Annotated in this window: 17 protein-coding genes; 2 read left to right on the top strand and 15 right to left on the bottom strand. The window is 41.5% G+C overall.

The genetic code is table 11. The features are described from left to right. Positions 1–783, top strand: coding sequence for a glycosyltransferase family protein (locus BDE36_RS13775; RefSeq protein ID WP_141815330.1), 783 nt, complete (start codon positions 1–3; stop codon positions 781–783). Then, positions 783–1,847, top strand: a complete 1,065-nt coding sequence (locus BDE36_RS13770; protein WP_141815329.1) for a glycosyltransferase — start codon at positions 783–785, stop codon at positions 1,845–1,847. Before BDE36_RS13775 ends, BDE36_RS13770 begins: the two co-directional genes overlap by 1 nt. Here BDE36_RS13770 and BDE36_RS13765 read toward each other — a convergent pair whose 3' ends face one another. The 15 genes from BDE36_RS13765 to BDE36_RS13695 all read right to left on the bottom strand — a co-directional run bounded on the left by BDE36_RS13765 (position 1,848) and on the right by BDE36_RS13695 (position 22,307). After that, entirely contained in the window at positions 1,848–2,864 is a 1,017-nt protein-coding gene (locus BDE36_RS13765) for a hypothetical protein (RefSeq protein ID WP_141815328.1), read from the bottom strand. Then, complete coding sequence (locus BDE36_RS13760) at positions 2,861–3,814, bottom strand: glycosyltransferase (protein ID WP_141815327.1); 954 nt, start codon at positions 3,812–3,814, stop codon at positions 2,861–2,863. The genes BDE36_RS13765 and BDE36_RS13760 overlap by 4 nt, the downstream gene beginning before the upstream one ends. Before the next feature lie 61 nt (positions 3,815–3,875). Continuing rightward, a complete protein-coding gene (locus BDE36_RS13755) occupies positions 3,876–5,444 on the bottom strand; it encodes an ArnT family glycosyltransferase (RefSeq protein WP_141815326.1) in 1,569 nt (522 codons plus the stop codon). A gap of 9 nt (positions 5,445–5,453) precedes the next feature. Further along, complete coding sequence (locus tag BDE36_RS13750) at positions 5,454–6,332, bottom strand: glycosyltransferase family 8 protein (RefSeq protein WP_141815325.1); 879 nt, start codon at positions 6,330–6,332, stop codon at positions 5,454–5,456. Positions 6,333–6,533: 201 nt separating this feature from the next. Beyond that, on the bottom strand, positions 6,534–7,115 hold the full coding sequence (locus BDE36_RS13745) for a TetR/AcrR family transcriptional regulator (protein WP_141815324.1): 582 nt from the start codon (positions 7,113–7,115) through the stop codon (positions 6,534–6,536). A 71-nt stretch (positions 7,116–7,186) separates the two neighbouring features. Then, positions 7,187–7,936 (bottom strand): SDR family NAD(P)-dependent oxidoreductase, encoded by a 750-nt coding sequence (locus BDE36_RS13740; RefSeq protein ID WP_141815323.1) that lies wholly within the window; start codon positions 7,934–7,936, stop codon positions 7,187–7,189. Positions 7,937–8,086: 150 nt separating this feature from the next. Then, on the bottom strand, positions 8,087–9,841 hold the full coding sequence (locus BDE36_RS13735; RefSeq protein ID WP_141815322.1) for a trypsin-like peptidase domain-containing protein: 1,755 nt from the start codon (positions 9,839–9,841) through the stop codon (positions 8,087–8,089). Next, positions 9,841–11,727 carry a protein-disulfide reductase DsbD domain-containing protein gene (locus BDE36_RS13730; protein WP_141815321.1) on the bottom strand — a complete coding sequence of 629 codons (1,887 nt, stop codon included), beginning with the start codon at positions 11,725–11,727 and terminating at the stop codon, positions 9,841–9,843. Before BDE36_RS13730 ends, BDE36_RS13735 begins: the two co-directional genes overlap by 1 nt. Before the next feature lie 29 nt (positions 11,728–11,756). Further along, positions 11,757–12,899 (bottom strand): TlpA disulfide reductase family protein, encoded by a 1,143-nt coding sequence (locus BDE36_RS13725; RefSeq protein WP_141815320.1) that lies wholly within the window; start codon positions 12,897–12,899, stop codon positions 11,757–11,759. Between the two features lie 11 nt (positions 12,900–12,910). Beyond that, positions 12,911–14,350: a PKD-like family lipoprotein gene (locus BDE36_RS13720; protein WP_141815319.1), complete on the bottom strand. Its 1,440-nt coding sequence runs from the start codon at positions 14,348–14,350 to the stop codon at positions 12,911–12,913. Positions 14,351–14,358: 8 nt separating this feature from the next. Further along, positions 14,359–15,213, bottom strand: a complete 855-nt coding sequence (locus tag BDE36_RS13715; RefSeq protein WP_141815318.1) for a DUF4843 domain-containing protein — start codon at positions 15,211–15,213, stop codon at positions 14,359–14,361. A 13-nt stretch (positions 15,214–15,226) separates the two neighbouring features. Continuing rightward, positions 15,227–16,717 carry a RagB/SusD family nutrient uptake outer membrane protein gene (locus BDE36_RS13710; protein ID WP_141815317.1) on the bottom strand — a complete coding sequence of 497 codons (1,491 nt, stop codon included), beginning with the start codon at positions 16,715–16,717 and terminating at the stop codon, positions 15,227–15,229. A gap of 10 nt (positions 16,718–16,727) precedes the next feature. Next, positions 16,728–20,132, bottom strand: coding sequence for a SusC/RagA family TonB-linked outer membrane protein (locus BDE36_RS13705; protein WP_141815316.1), 3,405 nt, complete (start codon positions 20,130–20,132; stop codon positions 16,728–16,730). A gap of 321 nt (positions 20,133–20,453) precedes the next feature. Beyond that, entirely contained in the window at positions 20,454–21,614 is a 1,161-nt protein-coding gene (locus tag BDE36_RS13700; protein WP_128767391.1) for a FecR family protein, read from the bottom strand. A gap of 108 nt (positions 21,615–21,722) precedes the next feature. Further along, entirely contained in the window at positions 21,723–22,307 is a 585-nt protein-coding gene (locus BDE36_RS13695; protein WP_141815315.1) for an RNA polymerase sigma factor, read from the bottom strand. Positions 22,308–22,559: the final 252 nt, after the last annotated feature.

The following is a 22,559-nucleotide window of genomic DNA, read 5'->3' as shown; positions in this document are numbered from 1 at the left end:
ATGAGTAAAGTTCTCGTCTTTTCTATAGCCGTGGGAGGTTATCATAAACACTTCAAAAGTTGTATAGACACACATCGGTCCTACTGTCAAAAATACGGCTATGAATACCTGTTAGTAGACCGCGCGCCGAGGAGACTACAGGGGTCTGAAGCTTCTTGGCTGAAAGTGCCGCTGATGCTTCAAGCCCTCAGGGGTGACTACGAATGGGTGGCGTTTATTGATGCCGACTGTCGATTTAGTGATAACATGCCGCCTTTTGATACTTGTTTTAACACACTCGACCCTTCCCGGTCGATCTTTATGGCCCCAGGCATTTCTGGACGGGTAAATGCAGGGGTAATCTTTTTGCGAAACACCGCTGCAAGTATAGAATTTTTAGAAACGGTGATCAGAAATGCGGATGCTGAAGTTCCCTCCGAAGACAAGGCGCCATACGAGAACGGCCATATCATTCACTTCAGTAAGGGAAATCCGTCTCTTTATAAACTGGAGCATCTTCAATGGAATAACAATTCGGTTTTAAATACTGAAAGCTATATACAACATTACAGCGGAGGTGAGCTCAGAAAGTGGTATAATGAAAATCTCGCGCCGGTACCTCAGCCTGCTGGTTTTATAAAAAAAGGTTATATTTTAGCGGGGAAAGTAATGCGAAAGATCTCTGCATACATAAACAGGAAGAAACTAACAGCGCCTGTATCTCAGAGGCTGGCTGATCTTCTTCCATTTTTCAAAGCAAATTATCCGGTTTTTAATACCGTCTCAAACGCTGATACACTCTAATGAACAAACCGGCAGGAATATTAGCGTGGCCGGCCTATGCCACACGTGAAGGCAACCCTTATAATTATATTCTTTACAGCAATATAGAGAAAAAAGGATATAAAGTACACGAATTTATGTTTACTCCGAGATTCGTTTTAAGGGCATTGCTATTTCAAAACTATAAGATACTTCATATTCATTGGCCTAGTAGCATTTTATCCTATTCAAACCATTTCAAGGCAAGCCTACGCCTGATATTGTTTCGGTTGTTTATCAATACAATAAAGCTTTTCAATAAGAAGGTGATCTGGACGGTTCATAATCTCGAGGCACATGAAAGTAAAAATGCAGCCCTTCAGAAGAAGATGTATTCATTTCTCTACAAGAAAGCGGATGGATTTATCAGCCTGAATAGAGATGGGTTAAAAATCATTAAAGAAAAAGCAGCGAGTGCCGGCAGACAGAAATTCTGTTATATTCCCCACCCCCATTACCGCGGCTACTATCCCAATGAAACCTCGATGGAAGCAGCCCGCAAACAACTTTCGGTACCTGCTGGTAAATTTGTAATCCTTTTTATTGGCCAGATACGAACCTATAAGAACGTGACGGGACTTATAAGGGCGTTTAAGGAGCTAGATCTGGAAAATAAATATCTTTTAATTGCCGGGGGCGTACATCCGGAGGTAAGAGACCAGCTTTTTAAAGAAGCTGAAGGCCTTGACGAGTTTCAGTTAAATGAAAAATTTCTTCCCGATTCAGAACTACAAGTCTATCTTAATGCGTCAGATCTGGTTGTAACACCTTATTCAAATATATTTAATTCAGGCTCAGTCTTTTTAAACTTGAGCTTTAACAAGCCTACTCTTGCTCCGGCGCTGGGCATTTTCCCCGAATTAAGGGAGGTAGCCGGTCCTCAATATATTAAACTATTTTCAGGTAAATTAGATTCGGGACAGTTGCTTAAGAGTGTTGTAGAGGTTGAAGCTGAATCGGACATCGTAATGCAGCCAGATCTATCCTCGTTCGATCCGGATCATGTGGCAAGTGAAACGATTGCTTTTTATGAACAGTTTCTTTAACTATCTGATCTGCTTTATCACCTTGTTTCCAGGCTTTAGATAGCTGAAAAATAGTGGGTTAAAAGGAATATTCAGCAGTGCCTTTACTCCATAACGCAAGCCTTTTCCAACAGATCCTTTTTTTAGCGAATAGTAGGAGATCATTGCACAATAATCATATATCGTGATTTTATTGAGGCTGAGAGAAAATGTCTTTATCAACGATAGCTTCTTTTGCAAATCCAGCTTGCTGAACGTTCTATCAAAAAAACGTGCTGTGAGCATGTCGACTTTCTCCTTAACCTGGTGATAATGGTTGATAAACGGTTCAACAGGAAATAATGGTGATTTTGATATAGAAGGTAATGCCAGCGAAAAAGCGAGTTGTTCACTGATGAACCACCTGCTTGCCGAATAAAACTGATCTGTAAGATTCAATATATCATTCATAAGCGACCCGGTCTCGCTGCTAAGGCCCAGTACCCCTGAGTTCCAGCAATACATTGAGTTCTCAAACTTGAGCAAGTTTCCGTTTAAAAGAAACGACTGGCTTTCGATAAGTTTTAAAAACGCTTCCGGATATTGTTCTGCATTCTCCAGTTTATTGCGCATATACTTCCTGTAAATGTCGGGAGCATCAGCAAAACGATATTCCCTTACGTGCATGAAGCATTCTCCTCTATTGAGGCTGTCTAATAAGGGCTGAGGGTCGGATATAGCAAAAGTATCCGAGTCAAGAAACAGAACCGGCGTTCCCTGGCGCCGCACGAATACGTCTTTAATGATACAGATCTTTCTCCTGTGAATATAGCCGGTGTTGGCCACCATGTCGTGAAGCATACTGTCTGTGAGGAAAACATATTCGGTTACGAGTCCCTGAAGATAAGGCTCAAAATAAGATGGATCATCGGTGTAAATTACGAACCTGATTCCCCTAATATCCCCACTATACCAGCCGGCAAAACTAAGAATGGCAAAAATTGCTCTTCTATATTCAATCTCTTTTCCATAACACAGCAGGACTACATTGTTCATCATGAGTACTTATCTTGTAAAAAGGGTTGTTTTTCTATCTCTTCGTAAATTACCTCTTTTATATTTTTCCCTCTTGATATTACATTTAACATCAGGATTCCCAGGATAAAGAAGCCAAGACTGATTAGAGCCATATTAAATAAGCTAGATAAAATAGTACTTGCCCATCCAATCACAGCCTCCATAGATATGAACTTCTTATAAAGAACCACTCCCACCATAATCAGCATAAAGATGCCGATGACAACAAAAAGCTTAAGGAAAACCATTAACAGCTCTTCTCCATATTCGATAAATGATTTAAAAGCATGATTAACCAAACCCTGGAAACTCATTTTAGATTTCCCGTCAAGCCTTTTTCTCCGGTCATAAACTATTCCCTTGCTTTTTGCCTTCTGCTTCGAAAGATGGGCAGCAAAATGGATAAACGAAGTATGACATGAATTAAGAACTATTTTTTTATTGATCATACAATAGTTACCGAAGTTTAACACCTTTCCGGTTATCGCTCTAAATATGATCTTATAAAAATAATACGCCAGCTTAAAAGAGAAGCTTTCGTTTCTCTTTCCCCGTATTACATGGACTATATCGAAGCCATTAATCTTAACAAGCTCCTTTATTGCCGTTGGGTCATCTTCGCCGTCAGAGTCCATAATAATAAATTTATCGCAAGGCAAGTTGCTGCAGTACAATAAACCCTGGTAAATCGCACCCTGGTGACCAGAATTGAACTGCAATGTAAGAATGGAAAGTTCAAGATTGTCTGCCTTTAACTCTATGCTTTTCAGTATCTCAAGTGTATCATCTGTAGAGCCATCATCAATAATAACGATCCTAAATCGATACGCCAACGATTCCAGCGCTTTCTCGAGATCAGCAAGAAACACCTCGACGGTTCTGTTTTCATTGAAGCAGGGAGCTATGATTACTACATCTGGTTGAGCTGGCATTATATTTATGATGATTTTTATTCTAACACTGAACGGGTCTGCAAATACTCAAATACATCGTTTACGAGCCCCGATATTTATAAATGGAATAACCTCCTATTCGCTTCAATAAAAGATAGTTTCGATCACGCAGCAATATTAAATTCTCCGTCAGCTGAAAACTATTTGGAGGGTTTGATGAAATGATGTACTTTATCTGCCCTTCTTTCAGGCATTTATCAAAGTTTTCAAACCCAAGGACCTTCGCTTTTTTAATAGCGTCAAACATCTCTAATTGCGGTACAACACAATTGCGGAATAACAGATTATTAATGCCCCTTCTGCCATTAATTTTTAAGTCGGCACTCTCAATCGCCAAATCGGCAAAGATGTAATCGTTCGCGCCAATCCCAAGATCTTTGTAAAAATATTCGGCAACTGCTCTCGCTGCACGCTCCTTCTCGCCGATCCGGGCTTTTTTAACATATTCAATATCCCTGAGCCACTGAAAATGATGCCTCACATTGACTGCTAATAGCATCATGAGTAAAAAAGACAGTCCCGGTAAAGCTAAACGATATAGCCGCCAATGTTTGATATGTGAGTTGGTATAATGAGCGATGAGCACAAACGTCAGGCAAACGGGCACATAAAAATACTGAATATTGGAACCATCCTTCAATATAGTGATTGCAGAGAACACAAACATTCCCGAGATACAGAAACATAGAAACCGTTCGATGGTATCTCCTTTAAAAACCAATAGCTTGGCAACTACTATATAGAGTGCCGCAGCAGCAGGGAGTATAACTTTTATCTTAAAACCATTTCCCCAAACACGGCTCTGAAACCAATGGATACTAATCCCATTATCAAGACCGCCAATCACATTTTTTAGAAACGCATCTTTATAGAGCATAACAAAGAAAAGCAGGAAGGCGGAAAAAACCATCAGGTAAATCGCCGATGCAGATGCAAATGCCTTCCATTCCCTGACAAATAAAAAGAAGGTAAGAAAAATAACGGGAAGCTGTATTCCGCTCTGCTTCGTAAAAATAGCGCACACAGAGAGCACCAGGGAAATGAACAAATATTCAAGCTTTGATCTGGCCGGTTTTCTTTCGTCCAGGAAAACAATCAGGAGGTATACCGACCATAGTGAAAAGCAGTCGTATAATGAGTCGGGACGAACGCTGAATCCTTGCCGGAAAACAGAAATAAAGGCGAGAAAGCCCAGAATTGCTGCAAGAGGCCAGTGGAGTCCGAACCTCCTGGCAATCAGATATACAGATACAGCCGATAAAACATTAAATACTATATTCCACGTGCGGCCAATCAAATATAGCTGTTGTATATCTGACAGAGGATCGACATGAAACGCCTTTGCTGTAAACGCACACACGTAATGGTATATAGGAGTATATTGCGTTATAGAAAAAGGAAGATGTCCGGGATCGGTATACAACTTACCGGTATCAAGGAAGGTTTGAATACTATAAATAACATTTTGTTCTACGCCTGCCAAATCTGTACTTATACTAAACGTCAGTTTAAGCCTGATAGCAATCATTATTAAAAACGCTAAGGCCGAAATAATGAAACTTATCTTCATTATAACACCATTAGGCCATTTTTCTTTTGAAATGGTCATTGTATACAGTTAAACCAGTTTTTTTCTGATCTTATTAATGAGTTTATTAATTCTAAGCCTGTTACCACTAAGAGCTTTGAATCCTCTCCATTTTGTCATGCTAAGATAATAATAGAATCGGTTTTTATAATCCTCATTAAAGGTATATGTGGTATAAATAGGTTTATCTCCAATAAAATGGATCAGATTAGGATCAGGCTCGGTGGAGTCAGGAAAACAGTTCCACTTCGAACTTAATTCATACCAGTTGTTAGCAAAAACAACGTTCAGGCAATACTGGTCGTTAAACTTCAGGAAGGCTTCATTATCCAGCTTACACTTCATTAACCTCTCTGTAATATTTTCGCTACGCCACTTAAACGCATTAATGATCTGCAGTCCTGCATTAAAATACTTCGTATCGGCATGCAGGCCAAGCTCCTTATAGTTCGGAATTCCAGCCCAGGTGCTGCTTACAACTTTGGCCCTGTCAATCGCAGCCCCTATAACATATTGGCCAATATCAATGTTCCATAACTCGGATATATCGGCATTGACAACCATATCGGCGTCTAAATATAATATCTTACTGATATGCTGAGGAATAAAATCGGGAACAAAAAATCTTACATATACATTAAGAGGGAAAGACGACTTGTCAACAAGTTGCTCTCTTCCTACCGGCAGTATATCATTCATTTTATAAAAAGTAAAATTGATAAAAGGAGAGCTTACCGACGCCAATAACTTTTCCCGGTTTGTTTTTGTTACGTGATCTTCAACGATGTAGAAGTCTATTATTTCATCGGATTTGTGGTTAACCTCGATACTTTTGATCAAAGTAGCAAGCATAACCATAAATGCGTTGTCAGAAACAATTACAATTGATATTCTTTCCTTTGAATCCATAAAAGACTAATTCGAGTTATAACACAATAATAAACTTTTTCTAATCCGGAAAAGGTAAGCAGAGGAAATTTATCATTAAAAGCACTTTTATAATGAGCGTAGATTGATATTTAATTCTACATTCTTCTCTTTTGTACGATAAACCTCCAGAAAGGTGACAAAAAAGTGTTATTATCTGATTGATTAGTTTGGGCTTTTGCTTTAATCCAATATAGAGAGCGCCAGTTTAATGATATCGTCGAAAACAGCTTTGTCATTAGTTGTTTTAGCTGCTACGCGGATGCCCTTAACGGTATTGAAGGTAAACCTGGCGAGTGCCCTGGCATCCTGTTTATTCGTTATTTCGCCACTTTCCTGGCCTTTTGAAATAACTTTGTAAAAAACATCTTCAACCTGCTGATCGTTTTGGCAGATCATTTGATTTACTTGAGCATCGTGCGGAGCAACTTCAACTTCTGCATTCACAAGAAAACAACCTTTGTGTGCCTTGTCGTTCAGGAGTTCGGAGGTAATAAAATCGAGTAAGGCCCTGATCGTTTCTTTGGCTGATTTTGAATCGTGAATGATTGCACAAAGTTTGCCGGAAGTCCCGCATTGGTACGATTCTAAGGCTTTCAGATATAATGTATGCTTATCTCCGTAAGTATCGTACAGGCTCGACCGGCTTATGCCAAGTTCTTCCACCAGATCCTGCATAGAAGTACCATTGTACCCTTTTAACCAAAATAGATTAATTGCCTTGTCCAGCACTTTCTTTTCATCAAAATCCTTCGTCCTTGCCATAATCAAAATAGCTTTGCTCTAATTAGGCAAAGCTATTCAATTTAAATAAATTATTCGGGATCGCCGCAGGGTTATCTTATACCACCGCCAGCCAGCAGGGTTTCGCCAGTCAACCATCTGGATTCGTCGGAAGCAAGGAAGACAGCAATCAGAGCAATGTCTTCCGGCTGACCAATGCGCCCCAGTGGCGTTGTTCGCTCCGCTTCCAGGTGCATATCGCTGCCAATGAATCCCGCGGCATGCGTCCCTTCTGTTTCTACCATACCTGGATTAATAGAATTTACCCTAATTTTTTTAGGGCCGAGTTCTTTCGATAAAACATGAGTAATTGAATCTACTGCCCCCTTTGTGGCAGTATAAATCGAACTTCCTACCGGAGCGATGTTGCTCACTACCGAGCCGATATTAATGATACTACCTCCAGCTGAGTTGAAATTTTTCAAAGCTCCCTGGGTTGCCAGCAGCAAGCCTAGCACATTGATATTGAACTGATAATGAAAATCCTCTTCATTGATTTGTTCAATTTGTCCGAATTTATACACTCCGGCATTGTTAACAAGAATGTCAACCGGTCCGAACGCCTTTGCGGTTTCGTCGAACAAACGACTAACATCGGCTGCCTTCGATACGTCACCCTGCAAGGTGATGGCTTTTCCTCCATTGTTAACGATTTCTGCTACTACTTTGTCGGCATCGGTTTTAGATGATGCATAATTCACTACTACAGATGCACCTTCTGCTGCAAGACTTTTGGCTATACCTGCTCCAATTCCTTTTGAAGCTCCTGTTATAACCGCTACTTTGTTTGATAATTTTTTCATGTTTTGAATGATTGATTTTATAATGGAACAATCATTCCACAAATGTATTTCTATTTAGGAACAATCGTTCCAATAAGAAATAATATTATTAAACAATGACAATAGGGTCTTCAAAAAAACGAGGCAATTGGCTTAACTCTGTGTTGTAGTCTATTGCTTCGAAAGCATCGATGCAGATAGTTCAGACTGTATGTACCTGTCGATTAACCGGAGAACAGACTGAGAAGGAATAATCAAGCTAGCTGTGCGACTATAGCGTGCAATATTTATACCGTAAAAACGGCCTGTAGCATCAAAAACAGGCCCTCCGCACTGTTCGGGGCGTAGAACTGCATCGTGGACAAACACCCCTGCGAAACCGTCGCGTCTGCTGCTTTTGCCGCCCGCGAACATTTCGGCGGGGTGACCATTATTGCGTTGAGGCCGGCTTCCCAAAACAACTTCTTTTATCAGCGTAATATCTACTGAACGCAAACTGTCAGGCCTCATCACTTTGATCTTAATCTCATCGCCCGGCCAGTATTTTTTAAGTGCGTTTGAAAAATCATCAGAGGTTTCGATATTTATGCCGTTAAGGTTCAGCACCTGGTCTCCTTGTTTCAGGCCGGCTTCAGCGGCCGGAGAGCTTTGTTTAATATCAGTTAATGTCACCCAGCCTTGCTTCATCCCTACCTCTGTGCCGAGATAGGCAGAACTGGCTAGTTTCGGTAAGCTGATTTCCCGACTGCCCAATACACTTATTTTACTGGTATCGCCGCCCAGAGGAGATATGAGGAATTTGCCTAACTGCTCAAAATCTGATGTATCGGGGCTTAATTCTGCAACCTCTATCCCACTATTGCGCTTCCAATCCATTTCTAACAGTATCAAGTCGGTTTCCTTATCCCTTAGAATTACCCTGGCTTCAATCTTTTTACCTTTCCATACTACACCGGGATCCTCTCCTACCATTGAGCTTTTGCTAACCAGGATGCTTCTGTTATCGAACTTTTTATCGAATGTAGATCCCTTTAATGAAAAGAGAGTTCCAAATACTGTTTGGACAATATCATTTATGTTGCTTTGAACCGGCAGAGAGTACGTATTTAATCTGGAAATGAGGGCTGTGAAGTTCTTCTCCGGTTTTTGAAGTCCCGGGACTGTTATAATTTTACCAATCAAGGGATCTATCCCTATGGTGTCTTTTAGCTGGGGGTATTCTTTATATGTTTCTTCTTTGTTCAGGGCTGTCCAGTATTTCCTGTAAAGATCTACCGGTATTTCAAAATTGTCACTTTCTGAAACGTCAATGGCGCTGTGCAGTCCTATCACCCGCCCGAAGTAATCGAACAACGGACCTCCCGAATCGCCGGGCTCCATGATGCAGGTAGATTGTACAAATCCGTACTTATTGTTCGGATCCGCAATCCGTCCAAACCGCACTGTTGGCAAGGGCTGGTTGAGGCTTTCGGGATAAGCAATACTGATACAAGGTTCGTCCTTTTTCAGTGAATAGGACCAGCCCATTTCAGCGTAAGGGCCTTTAAACTTGCCCATGATTTTCATCATAGCAACGTCAGGTATGGTCCTGTTGCCGGCAAGCTCGATTTCTCCCAGGCCTTTGGCGAAATATTCAGTTCCATCGGCGAACATTACTTTGTAGGTGTTGCCCGGAACGTTTACATGTGCCGCTGTAAGAATGTGTCCTTCGGCACTCACCACAACTCCGCTAAACTGACCGCTGGTTTGCATTTGCTTAACTATGTCAAACCCCCAAATCCTCACGCTGGTGTTGTACGCTTTGTTCACCGCTTTATGTATTGTACACTCTATGCCTGCTCTGTCAAACTTCTGAGCGTAAAGAACATTGTGGATGGTAATAAAGAATATGGCTACTAATAGTGTATTTAGCTTATGTTTTTTCATCAGATGGTTACTTCTACCATTTTTGTGGTAGGCTGAAGGCACTTATTGTCGTTACAGGTTTGGTAAAACAAACCACATTTAATTACTGAACCAGGCTTTACAGCGCTGCAGTCAATTTTCATTTTATAGAACACTTTCCCCTCAAATATAAAAACGCCCTTGTCGTCCGGGAAAGGCAAAGCCGCCGGCGTTTGCCAGTCTTTAACTGTAACGGCTCCTTCCGGTAACTCAAGTCGCGGTTCTGTTTGTATAAAGGGACTTCCCGAAGGAACAAAGGCATACACATGCCATCCTTTCAACATGTTAGCATAAATGAACAGATCTGCACTTTTTCTGTCGGCCGCATAAACAAGTTTAGCAGACACCGATACAGGATCACTTAACGTTGGCTCTGTCGCACCGTTATTATCGTCTATGATCATTGCTTTTTCACCGGCCGGCGATGAAGCCGCCCCAATGGTATTGACCATAAACTTAAAGCCGCCGGCTTCTGTATAAAACAACTTCGCCTTGTTCTTAGTAAACCAGTTTCTCCAATCCGCTGCGGTTGTAAATTTCTCTGTGGTATACCGTTCCAGTATCTTTTGAGCCGTTGCCGGATCCTGATTTTTTTCCAGCATTTCTATACATTTTTCGAGAAGCCCGATCTTCCTGTTCGAAATGCGCAGTTTTTGGACATCTGTGTCGAGCTGTAAGGAATAAGCATCAGAGGGATAAAAATACTCGTAATTATCCCGGTAGTACTTATGATATAAGGCTGTGTTCTCGCCAAAGCGACTGAACAGCTCAGCACCATTCTGCCCCTTTAAATAGTCGGCAAAACTTTCCGTTTCATTACTAACAGGCATCTTGAGGAACATTTCGTTGGCGTATCCAATATCTTCCCCTGCAGCTTTCTTAGCTTTCAAGTCCTGCTGTAATTTCAGCATCCGGGCATTACCCTCCTGTCGCGAAATGATCGCCTTTTCATACAGCGACTTATCAGTACGGTACATCCTCTCGTCAATCCATTCACGGGTTTCGATCTGTACCTTCTTTACTATCGGCAGCTGATGATCATATTTCCGGATATAGCAAACAGCATTTACAAATACATCTTTCGCTTCATCGGTCATGTGATCCGGCGAAGCCGAGAATCCCCACATAAAGTAGTTGCCCTGTCGTCCAAGTGCCACTGCTTCCGCATTTTTAAGGCATACACCTCCGGATATAGACTCCGCGTCCGGAGAATCGTTAAATCCCTCGCCGTGAGAGACCATCCCAATAATATACTTCTCCGTGGCGGATGATTCCTCTTTGATCACCTTCCACATCGGCATTTCTTTCGGAGTTTTCAGACCCTGGAAACCGTTGAAAAATGACTCTGGTGTAGGCCTTTTTACCATCGTCAGCTTGACTTTTATAGGCGAATTAAAGATCTCATGCTTCGTATTGATGTTTAGCGCATCATCTTCAAGACACTGGCAGTACCAGTCGAATTTCAGCCCTATGGGCAAGCCAACGTTAGGCGCCATAGCATGCATCAGAACTACAGGCCGGCTAAAATCAGCGGGCAACTTCACCGGGCCGGCATCCAGAATAGTAACATCAGCATTATTGGACATGTCAGGAGTATAATCTCTTACATCCACTGTTTCGACTTTGCTGAACCGGCTTTCAAGAAAAGCTTTAAAATCGGACATTCTTGTTTTGTAGACCTGCTCAACTACTTTGGGAACTGTACTGTAATAAACCACATTGGCAGGCATCGGTCTTTCAGGACTGTAACCTACGTAGAGTACTCTAAGTGCTATTTTTGCCCCCTTCAATTCAGCAGCAACAGATTGTATTGCTGCTGCTGAAAGAATGACCGTGATTATTACTTTGAAAAATCTTATTGACTTCATAAAACTGACACTACCCGGTATGAATCCTTTTAATTCAGCGTTTCCGCCAGTTTTTTGTTCAGATCTTCACCCCGCAGGTCTTTGGCAATAATTTTCCCTTCAGGACTAACCAGAAAATTTGCGGGCACGGCAGTTACACCATACAGCTTTGCCACCTCATTGCCAGACCCCTTTAAATCGGAAACCTGCGGCCAGGTTAAGCCATCTTTGGTTATTGCCTCGATCCATCGTCCTTTATCACTATCCAGGGATACGGCAAGGATCTCAAATCCTTTTTCTTTATAGATTTGATACTGCTTTAACAGGTTGGGGCTCTCCAGACGACAAGGATGACACCAGCTCGCCCAAAATTCAACCAGCACATATTTACCTCTCAGATCAGTTAAAGCTATGGGCTTTCCAGTCGTGTCTTTCTGAGCAAAAACCGGCGCTTTGGCTCCAATAGCAGTTGTACTGTTCGCCTCGATAAGCTTCGCCAGGTTTATCCCCGCATACGTTTTGCGCTGTTGTTCGCTCAGCTTGTTGAATACAGCTTCTATATCGGTCACCGGTACTCTGTAAGCATTAAAAGCTTCGGTCAATCCCGCAACAGAGAAATAAGAATCAGGGTTGTTTTTTGCGAACTGTACCAGTTTGTCTTTTCGTGCAGCTGTTTTTCCCTTTACCTGAACATCCAGTGCCTTAAAGAATTCAGGGTCTTTTTGCTGTTCGGGCGTGGCCCTCTCCATAACAAGATTGGCTGTACGGTTAATAGCCATCACTGTCTCTCCTGTCGCCTTGTCAAAAGCAAGCATCTCGTTGTACACTTTCGACCCTGTGAATTTGGCGTTATACAGTGAGTCGACGGAAGTCACCTTAATGTTCTCAGCACCAAAATAGAAATAGATAACGTCTCCGGCTCCCTTAGCATAAATTTCATTATTTTTCCCTTTGCCGTCATGGGAAAGCGTCATCCTGGAAAAGGCTATTCCTGTGATATTACCCGAGAACTTGAACGCCCCGTTAACCACATCAGCCGAATCCATATGATTATTTCCATTCTCTGTATAGTCAAAATATACCTTTGCTGGTTTGTTTAGGTTTCCTATTTTACCGGTTAGGGTAAAGTTCGGAGTTTGTGCAGCAACGAAGACCGGAGCCATCGCAGCTAAAATCAAATAGTGTAGTTTCATTTCTATGTTATTTAATTAGTTCTAACCAGGACGTCAACCGGAGATCCTGGAATTCCATTTATTGTTTTGGCCTCTACAATATTTCCGTTTTTGCCAACAGTAACATCCAGACTATATAAGGCTCCTTCTACACCAACAGTTAGGGTATTGTCGTCAGCACTGATTTTGATCATTGAAACTTTCTTGCCGCCAAAATTCGCGTCAAGGGCCCGCACCTCCTCATTAATCGGATTGTACCGGTAGATCTTATCGGCCGACGAGAAATAAAATACGTTTAAGTTGTTGCGCACCCATTTTGAATCTGCCAGCACCAATGACGAGCCTGCGAATTTCCTCTTTTGCTCAGGGACAATTTCTTTAGTTCCTTCATTAAGCCTGTTATTAAATCTATACTCCCAGGTGCCTGTTTCGTCCCTGAAAAAAGCATATGTGGTACCAGACTCACTTGCTTTAAAATACACCAGGTTACTCATCCCGATATTCTTGGGATTGAAAGGAAGCGTAGTGGCGGTCCCGGTTCCGTAATTGGTTCCTAAATACGATCCTCCACCATCAAAAACAACGAAGGCCTTGATTTTTGTGTCATATCCGAGGTAGAAAGAACCTCCCTTTGTGAACATTGGCGACAGCTCATAATCTCCCGGTTGTGGATTTGCATACTTCCCATAGTCAGGAGCAAATGGAGCAGTACTTTGAATACCAACATACAGCTTTCCATTAATCACACCATGGGAGATGGTTCCCATTAAGGTCTCCAAATGCCCGGGGGTAACCGTGGATGGAGGAAGGAAAAACTGAGATCTGAAATTTTCTTTAAAGAATAATGTACTTGGATTAACAATGACACTGCCAGAGCTGGCGTCATTGCACATGATCCAGTATTCCTCTTTGCTTAATAGCTGGTATGGTAAGGGTTTGGAATAATAAAGCTGCACCGGGTTGTTTGGCAAAACAAGGCCAGGCTGCAGTGTTTCATAAATATTGGCAAGAACAGTATTGTCGGATTTTACGAAAGAAAGTTTGCCCTTTCCTCCCTCATTACTTAAGATCACTGTTCCTGAAGAAAACTGGGTAGTACCCGTGATCTTGAATTCATATTTATAAATGAGACCATTCCGCTTGTCTGTTACTATAAGTTTTGCAGCCCTTTCACCTGTGCCTAGATTGAAAAGCATTTTAAATGGATAACCAGTGAAACTCAGCTCACGGAGTTCTTCTAATAAAAGGATTCTCCACTCAAAGCTGAGGTCCGTCAGCGGATCAGCGCCTGCCAGGCTTACCTTCGGTTTTATGATTAAGGAATCGCCAATCAGCGCAGGGATATTTGCATTCCGGATACCTTCAATTACTGGCTCTGAAGGAGGAGAATAATCATAGTTTCCAAGATCCTTCTTACACGAGGTATAAAACAGAGCCACAATGGCTAAAAGATATATATACTTACTTTTCATGATATGCCTTAGTTAAAAATAACTTGATTCCCATTCTCGTTCATAAAGAAATAGCGGTTCACCTGGGGAAAGAACTTAAGATGAATTTTTACCAGAGGAGACTCTTTCTGATAAAAGTCGTAGTCTTCAGTTCCATCATTTCTCTTAGCCAGCACGTATCCTTTTTCAGGATTCCTTAAAATCCATGTAAAAGGATCAACAGTAAAGTTCTTTACATTCTCCAGATAGTACAGGGTTCTGGGTATTCCCATATAGGCGTCTGGCGCCGTAGGAATGACTAAGTCTTGTCCTCCGGAAATTAGAAACAACTTATGAGACGTTCTACTATATGTGCCCAGATTTCCCATCCAATACACCCACCAGGCAGGCTGTTCCAGCCTGTTCGAATACACAAACATTTTGGTACGGATAGCAACCGGCAGTTCAGCTGCAAAATCTTCGCTTTGTATGATGCGCAGCGAGAGCACCACCGAAGTGTTTGCCAGTTGGGGATCGGTGTTTTTAATGATCAGAGGCACCCTTGTTTTACCCGAATCTGCCGGCATGATATAAAAGGGCTTTAACGGCTCATAATGCATATCTTTTTGTGCTGAAGTCAAAGTATCTACTACAGACAGCACAAATTTTCGGTCGCGGTTAACCCGCTTCCCGGCAACTGCTACCGGAATCCAGATGGTATCACTCGCCAGGCCGGGACTGCCGGCGAACGAATAAGTAACTATACTGCTATCGTTCTTTCCTTTGTCATCCAGATAATTCAGATAGATGTTGTCAACGTCGCTATCATATAAAGATATGTCGTTTTTTTCGCAGGCCGATAGAAACAAGGCTAGCAGAAAAGTATATATAAAATATCGTTTCATGGTAATTCCAGATTTAATTTCTATAAGCTAATTCATCTAATGGTAATGGGAAAACAAAGATCTCATCACTTGCCGGATAGACCATTCCGTTGGTATTGATAACATCCCTGTTCAGCCTTTTATACATGTAAAAGATCTGGCTTTCACCATAAAACTCCTTACGTGCTTCCTCAACCAGCTTTCTGATAAAGTCTGGTTTTGCGATCGTTTTAGGCAACGCTACTCCTATTCCTCTATGGAAACGCACACTGTCTACATAAGCGGTTGCCTTTACAGGGTCGGTATCAAAGGTTGCTTCTGCTGCTATGTAATACATTTCAGATAAACGCATCGCAGGTGCCACCGTAGGGTGCATATTCCTTTGAGGAGTACCGTTCCATGTATATTTTTGTACCAGAGAGCGCCCTGGTGAATTATTGACTGGTACATCACGAAACCACTGCCTGAACCTCCAGTCCTCTGCTCCCACACTTCCTTTCTCATATATAAACTCCTTTTGTGTAATAGTAGGCGCATTGCTTGGATTATCGTTTGAAAACAAACGATTGAGAAGCTCTTGCGATTGAGGAACATACCAACCAGTGATGATCTCAGGATAAAACACCTTATCCCGCTGCTGCGAATTGCTACTGAAAAAGTCTTGCTGTTTTGTCCATGGAAATTTGCCCGAATCAATTACCTCTTTTGCATTTGCCAGGCTGTTCACCATGTCGCCTTTATACAAGTACACCCTTGCTAATTCTCCGCAAACAGTGTAATAGTTCATTCTGTGTCTTCTGTTCTGAAGAAAGAGCGAGTTACTGCTCGTCTCTGTCGATTTCATTGCCTCTGGAAAATCATCAGGATAAGTTTTGTCAGGGTAACCAACAATATAACCTGCAGATAAAATAGGGTCGGCAACTTTTAACAGTTGTTTCGCCTCCGTTAAGTCAGCAATTATCTTATTCAACACCTCAGTGGTTGTAGAGAACGGAGTACTTTTAATCGATACGATGGTTACGTATGGAATAGCTACGGCATTCGGTTTACTTACGAACGAAGGAGCAAACATCCTAAGCAGGTCAAAGTGCAGATAGGCCCGCAAAGTAAGCGCTTCGCCCTTAATCAGTTCGTAGTTTTTATCAAATAAAACGCCCTTGTTCTTCTCAACGGCCTCCAGTATCGAGTTGATATTCCCGATTGCTTTATAGGCCGAGGCCCAAATTTCATCGTTCTTGCTGATAAGGAACTGATCTTCATACAGGAATGATTGTACCTTACGTGGATTCGCGTCGGTAAAATCATAGTTTTGAGCCATAATATCCAGATTGCCGAAAGTAAGGTTCTCTCCGTATAATGATTTTTCGGCGTTTAGGTTGTACACCCCGTTCAGCGCCTCCTTAAAGCCCTCCTCTGTTTTAAACAGATCCTCCTTTGTAACATCCGACTCTGGTTGTACATCAAGAAACTTTTTGCAGGAAGAAAAAGCCAGCCCGATGAGTATGATATATATATAGTGCTTCATATATTTTAAATTAAAATGCCGCAAGTAGCGAGAACGTTGCACTTCTCGCGTATGGTGAATTGATACCTCTTTCAATTTTTATGCTAGACGATCTGAACAGGTCGTTCATTGAAACCGAAGCCCGGATGTTTTGGAATCCTATCCTGCGAACTAAGTCGCGTTTAAAATCGTAAGAAAGATATACCGACTGAAGATCTATCAGACTTTCACGTTGTATAAACCGTGAGCTGGCCTTTGTTGGTGTCAGATCTTGGATGTTCTTATACAAAGCGGCATCCCCAGGCTCCGACCAACGTAAAGTCATCGCTCTTCTGTCTACATTAAAGCGGGGATCAGCATTTTCTATACGATCAACCAAAGTCTGATTGTAAATGTCCGCACCCAGCCTGTACCAGAAATTAAAGCTTAGCGTAAACCTTTTGTAACCTATTGAACTGCCAATATTGCCTTCAACCACGGGGGTACTGTTACCAATAGGCCGTGTATCCCTTACATCATACTCATAGGTTAAAGAACCATCTGTTTTTACAAAGATCTCCTTGCCATTTTCAGGATCGATCCCCAGAGATTTCACTCCATATATGGTATTGAGGGACTGACCTTCATTATAGCGAAGTAAAGGCATCGCATAAAGTTTATTCTTTTCATCCTTTTGTATATCGTCAATCTGTTTGTTAAAGGCCTTTAATGAATTTGAGATCTTCACAATTGTATTCTCATTGTGGGCTATATTTCCGGTAATATTGATATAAGCATCGTTACGGGTGAACAGATTTGCCTTCAGGTAAACTTCGTACCCTTTATTGCTCATGTCGCCGAGGTTTTCTTTATACGTTGTAAAACCAGTAGATGGAGCAAGATTGATGTCGGTGATCAAGCCTTTGGTTAGCTTGTAGTAATACCGCGGGGAGATCACAAAACGATCTTTCAGGAACCCGATATCCAGGCCGACATCATAAGTTTCTGTTTTTTGCCATTCCAGGTTGGTATTTCCATAATTGCTGGTAGCGGCACCGATTCCGGTAGAGTACCAGTTGTTGCTGTAATAAGTATAAATAGAACGCGACATGTACGCCGGGAAGCCAATAGAACCGAGGATACCTGTACTGGCTTTTAAACGAACCTGACTGATAAATGCATTATCCTTCAGGAAGTTCTCATTGTGGATATTCCATCCCAGGCCTAGCGCCCAAAAAGGTGCAAACCTGCTGTCGGCTCCGAAAGCAGATGATCCATCCAGTCGAAAAGAAGCATCCATCAGGTATTTATTTTTGTAAGAGTAATTACCCGAGAAAAAAGCACCCAGGGTTCTCTGGATCAGTACATCTCCATCTGGCGAAGAATTTTCTTTGTAAATCCTGGCGAAACCGACATTTGTGAACCTGTCGTTCGAGAAACCCTGAGCAGAAAACGACTTAAAGTCGGACTTCGCCGACAGTACATTGGTGCCTGCTACCAGGTTGAAGAAGTGATCATTGATCTGCTTATTGTAACTTAATGAGATTGTACCGTCTATACCAAGCCTGTTGGTGTTGGAGTAATCATAACTTCCTCTTTTATTTAAGTCGTTAGTTGAATAATCATAAAACTCCTTGCTAAAAGGGGAAAGAAACTTGTCAGATTTACTAATGGTGTTATTCAGACTTATCAAAGCCCTCAACCGCAAACTTCCGGATATTTTATAGTCGGCAGATAACGCATCAATCATCTCAAAATATGATTCTTTGCTGAAATTGCTCAAACTCGCTTCATGCAATGGATTAAATACGTATCTGTTTATGTATTGGTCGCTCCCCTCTCTATAGGTATCTACACGCCAGTTCGCCAGTTCCTGTACAATTCTTCCTACGCTATCTCTTATCGGATAATACGGGTTCATACTTGCGTATGTTGAGAAGCTGCCATAATTGGAATTAACTCCATTCGTCTGGTTTACAGAAAGGTCATTTCTGATGAGAAGCTTAGGCGAAGGGTTATACGTAAAGTTCATACCGCCACTAAACCTGTCCCTTGTCGCACCCTTCATTACACCTGGCATGGTTTGATAACGCAAATCGACACCATATCTGAAAGTCTGGTCTCCGCCTTGCACATTCAGAGAATGCTTCTGTCCGTAGGCATTACGCAGTGGCTGAGAGAGCCAGTAGGTATTTACCCCGCTGGCTACATTTTTAAGCCGGATAAACAGCTCAGCGTCCAGTTTGTCCTGGGTATTGTCACCCACACCAGCGGTTTGAGTACTAAACAAACCAGCCTTCTGTTCATACGCAACCTTGTCGGCTGCATTTAAAATATCATATCCCGAGAGATCCGGAGCTGTAACCTGGAGCTCAGAGTTATAATATAACTGGAGCTTCCCTGAAACAGGAGCCTTTGTGGTGATCACCATTACACCGTTTGCAGCACGCGAACCATATACGGCCGTTGCAGCAGCATCTTTGAGCAGGGTTACCGATTCTATACGGTTAATGTCTAAATCGACTACCTTTTGTACTGATACTTCGAAACCATCCAGTATAAAAGCGGGAAGGTTAAATTGAGCAGATAAATTCTCACGGTTTACTAAATCATCAGCATTTGTAGGAATCGCCGGTAATGCAGTGGCTCCACGAACATTAATTCTTGGCATTGCGTTAGGATCTGATCCCGCCAGGTTGTTCTCCAGTAACTTGAAAGATGGGTCAAAGCTTTGAATAGCTTTCAGCACATTCTGCGGATTCGTCTTTTTAAGGTCGTCACCTTTGATAACGATAGCGTTTCCTGTATAGTTGTCTTTTTTGATTTCCTGATATCCCGTGATAACCACATTCTGCAGTTCTTTAACGTCAGGCTGAAGCTTTACATTAATTACCTCCTTATTTGCTACCGCAATTTCCTGTCGCTTAAATCCAATCATATTGAAAAGAAGCACAGCTCCGGATGGCACAGCACTAAATGAATATTTACCATCCGCATTACTCGCCACACTTCTTGCTTGCGCACCTGGTATTGTCAGTGTGATAGTCACCCCCGGAAGCGGATCCCCCCTTTCGTCTGTCACGATACCCCTCACCGGACCGTCGGGGATTACCGACTCCATCGCGTTCTTTACATAGTTTGTAATTTCGGATAAAACTGTTTTTTCCTTTTCCTTTACAACGATTGTCTTTTCAATAATAGAAAAGCTTAACGGCTGATTTTTAAAGATTGAACCAAGTACTTCCTCCAGTTGTTCATCAGCTGCATTTACAGTAACCGGTACAGCCTTCTTCAGGAGCTTATTATTATAAATAAAATTGTATCCTGTTTGCTGACGCAGACGAACGAATACATCTGACAACTTACTGTTCTGTTCCTTAAGAGTTACCTTTTGAGAATAAAGGGCGGCGCTGACATGGAGGCAGGCGGCCAGTATTATAATCCCCGTAATCTTCATAATCCGTACTAATTGCGAGAATAATGTTCCTGAATGTTGCCTATAGGGCAGCATAAAGATTTTCAGACAGATACTGAGGTATCTGCATTGGTAAAGTAAAGCATGTTTCATACTTTTGCTCTGTTTGGGTTAATGCTGATTAAATGAAACGATTGGTAATAATTTGAATGGGGTTAACCTGAACATGTTATCCAAATGCCTTTCCTGGAGACAGGGTAACACTTCCTGCTCCGGGGCGCAATCCGGAGCAGGTATTATTTCTTAACCCTCTGAATATTCTTTAAGTACTGTTTATTATCATATATATCTGGGTTATTAAATTTATTCCTGTGTTGATGTTACTGTTATTTTTCTTCCTTCAATTCTAAATGCAACCCCGCCTCCCTGCTCCAGCATCTCCAGTACTTTAGAGATTTTCACTGATTGTGCGATAATACCTGTAAATTCTTCGTCGGGTAGCTTTCCACTGTATTCAAATTCTACATCATACCACCGGGAAAGTTGCCTCATAATATCTTTCAGCCTTGCATCTTTAAATTGAAAAAAACCATTTTTCCAGGCCATCTCCATCTCTGTATCGGCATTTTCAATGATCTTTATCCCGGTATTTGAAATTCCGGCCTGATTACCGGGCTTTAGCAATACTTTTTTATGATTATTTGAAACCTCTACAGATCCTTCCAATAAAGTAGCTTTCACTGCCGGATCATTCTCATAAGAGCTGATGTTGAAATGAGTGCCAAGTACCTTTACCTCTGTTCCCCGACTTTTCACAAGAAACGGTTTTTGTCTGTTTTTAGCCACCTCAAAATAGGCTTCGCCTGTTAACTCTACACTTCTCGTATTTCCAATAAATTCAACAGGAAAGCGCAGAGACGAAGCAGAATTAAGCCAGATTTTTGTGCCATCTTCCAACATTAGCATGTATTTCCCCCCTTTGGGAGTAGAAACTATATTATAAATGATATCCGATGCATTTGCTGATGAACTCGGGGACTTCGACAGATCGTAGATTAATTGACCTTCTTTAGTTTTCTTTATAATAACACCCGCCTCATTCGTTAACTCTCCGTTTTCTTTACCGTCTAACGTGATATGTCTCCCATCTGCCAGAACCAGAGTGGCTTTTGAAGTGCCCGGCAAAACATCATTTTTGAATCTTTCTGCTTTGCTTGTCAGAACCGGATTACGATTCTGTAAGGTGTAATACAACCCGGATAGAAACACCAGTACAAATGCTGCCGCCGAGAGCCATCGCAATCTGAACACCTTCCCTCTTTCTTCCCGCGACTTAATTTCCTGTAGCGTTTTTTGATAAAGTTCATTCCCCACAATTTCTTCTTCTCCCATTTCGGGGAGGTTCCAGCCTTCATTGTCTTTTTGAAAACTATCAAGATAGTTAACCAGGAGCTTCTCCTCCTCTGCGGAAGCTTTTCCGCTAAGATATTTTGTGACTATCTTCTGAAATTTTCTTTTTTCCATAACGGGATTTGATTGTAAGTACCCCAAATCCCCTCTTTACCCCCAAAGAAATCTTCAAAAAATTATTATTTATTAACAAAAAACTAATAAAAGGAAGTCGAAAAAATATTAAAGGAGTGTATAGAATAAAAGAATGAAAGCTAAAACATCGCCGAGAGAGGATCTGAGACGGCGAATAGCAATAGTTATTTGATTTTCTACGGTTTTTTGTGCTATTCCAAGCTTTTTCGCAATTTCCCGGTTAGATAACTGCTCCTTTCTGCTTAGAGTAAAAATTTCACGGCACTTATCAGGTAATTGAGAAATGTGCTCATCAACGATTGAGCTTATATCCTTACTATGAATGGTCTGTTCAGCATTATAACCTTCCGGTAATTGGTGATCTTGTGTAAAGAAATCGCTTCTAACTTTTCCTGATCGGATGACCTTCAGTACCTGAAATCGTGTTGCTGCCAGAAAAAAAGCCTTTAGCGATTCAATTTGCAATACATCCCTCCGTATCCAAAGATCCGTCATAATTTCCTGAACTATATCCTCACAACTATGTTTCTCCCTGAGAATATTATAAGCATATATATATAATTTAGACCAATACTTACTGTAAATCATCCCAAAAGCCAACCTGTCGCCGGCTTTCACCCGTTCAAGGAGTTGTTTGTCATCTGCTATATCGGTAATTTCTTCAGTCATCATTTCTCAGGACACTTCTAAGTTATGCATTTAAATAAAAAAAACATAATAAATAGTCCAATAAACATAAACTTAGCTAAAAAAGCATTCAGAAAATTATTATATCAACAAAACGACATGGAGACGTAAATCCGTTAATATTAAAGAATGTCACTCACTAGCTCATATTGGCCGTAATATAAACAAGGCGTATAGCTCAAACATCATAACGTCAAATTTAGGCCGTCTGGCCTATCTGGTAATATTTGGGCTTAT

The sequence above is a fragment of the Arcticibacter tournemirensis genome, assembly GCF_006716645.1.
Lineage (GTDB): Bacteria > Bacteroidota > Bacteroidia > Sphingobacteriales > Sphingobacteriaceae > Arcticibacter > Arcticibacter tournemirensis.
Note: the sequence above shows the minus strand (reverse complement) of the source record. Positions and strands in the feature narration are given on the sequence as shown.

What these genes read in the sequence shown, in the direction of transcription:
- BDE36_RS13715 (WP_141815318.1), bottom strand. Translation starts at nt 15,213, where the DNA reads ATGAAACGATATTTTATATATACTTTTCTGCTAGCCTTGTTTCTATCG.
- BDE36_RS13775 (WP_141815330.1), top strand. Translation starts at nt 1, where the DNA reads ATGAGTAAAGTTCTCGTCTTTTCTATAGCCGTGGGAGGTTATCATAAA.
- BDE36_RS13755 (WP_141815326.1), bottom strand. Translation starts at nt 5,444, where the DNA reads ATGACCATTTCAAAAGAAAAATGGCCTAATGGTGTTATAATGAAGATA.
- BDE36_RS13760 (WP_141815327.1), bottom strand. Translation starts at nt 3,814, where the DNA reads ATGCCAGCTCAACCAGATGTAGTAATCATAGCTCCCTGCTTCAATGAA.
- BDE36_RS13750 (WP_141815325.1), bottom strand. Translation starts at nt 6,332, where the DNA reads ATGGATTCAAAGGAAAGAATATCAATTGTAATTGTTTCTGACAACGCA.
- BDE36_RS13735 (WP_141815322.1), bottom strand. Translation starts at nt 9,841, where the DNA reads ATGAAAAAACATAAGCTAAATACACTATTAGTAGCCATATTCTTTATT.
- BDE36_RS13725 (WP_141815320.1), bottom strand. Translation starts at nt 12,899, where the DNA reads ATGAAACTACACTATTTGATTTTAGCTGCGATGGCTCCGGTCTTCGTT.
- BDE36_RS13710 (WP_141815317.1), bottom strand. Translation starts at nt 16,717, where the DNA reads ATGAAGCACTATATATATATCATACTCATCGGGCTGGCTTTTTCTTCC.
- BDE36_RS13745 (WP_141815324.1), bottom strand. Translation starts at nt 7,115, where the DNA reads ATGGCAAGGACGAAGGATTTTGATGAAAAGAAAGTGCTGGACAAGGCA.
- BDE36_RS13700 (WP_128767391.1), bottom strand. Translation starts at nt 21,614, where the DNA reads ATGGAAAAAAGAAAATTTCAGAAGATAGTCACAAAATATCTTAGCGGA.
- BDE36_RS13765 (WP_141815328.1), bottom strand. Translation starts at nt 2,864, where the DNA reads ATGATGAACAATGTAGTCCTGCTGTGTTATGGAAAAGAGATTGAATAT.
- BDE36_RS13720 (WP_141815319.1), bottom strand. Translation starts at nt 14,350, where the DNA reads ATGAAAAGTAAGTATATATATCTTTTAGCCATTGTGGCTCTGTTTTAT.
- BDE36_RS13730 (WP_141815321.1), bottom strand. Translation starts at nt 11,727, where the DNA reads ATGAAGTCAATAAGATTTTTCAAAGTAATAATCACGGTCATTCTTTCA.
- BDE36_RS13740 (WP_141815323.1), bottom strand. Translation starts at nt 7,936, where the DNA reads ATGAAAAAATTATCAAACAAAGTAGCGGTTATAACAGGAGCTTCAAAA.
- BDE36_RS13770 (WP_141815329.1), top strand. Translation starts at nt 783, where the DNA reads ATGAACAAACCGGCAGGAATATTAGCGTGGCCGGCCTATGCCACACGT.
- BDE36_RS13705 (WP_141815316.1), bottom strand. Translation starts at nt 20,132, where the DNA reads ATGAAGATTACGGGGATTATAATACTGGCCGCCTGCCTCCATGTCAGC.
- BDE36_RS13695 (WP_141815315.1), bottom strand. Translation starts at nt 22,307, where the DNA reads ATGATGACTGAAGAAATTACCGATATAGCAGATGACAAACAACTCCTT.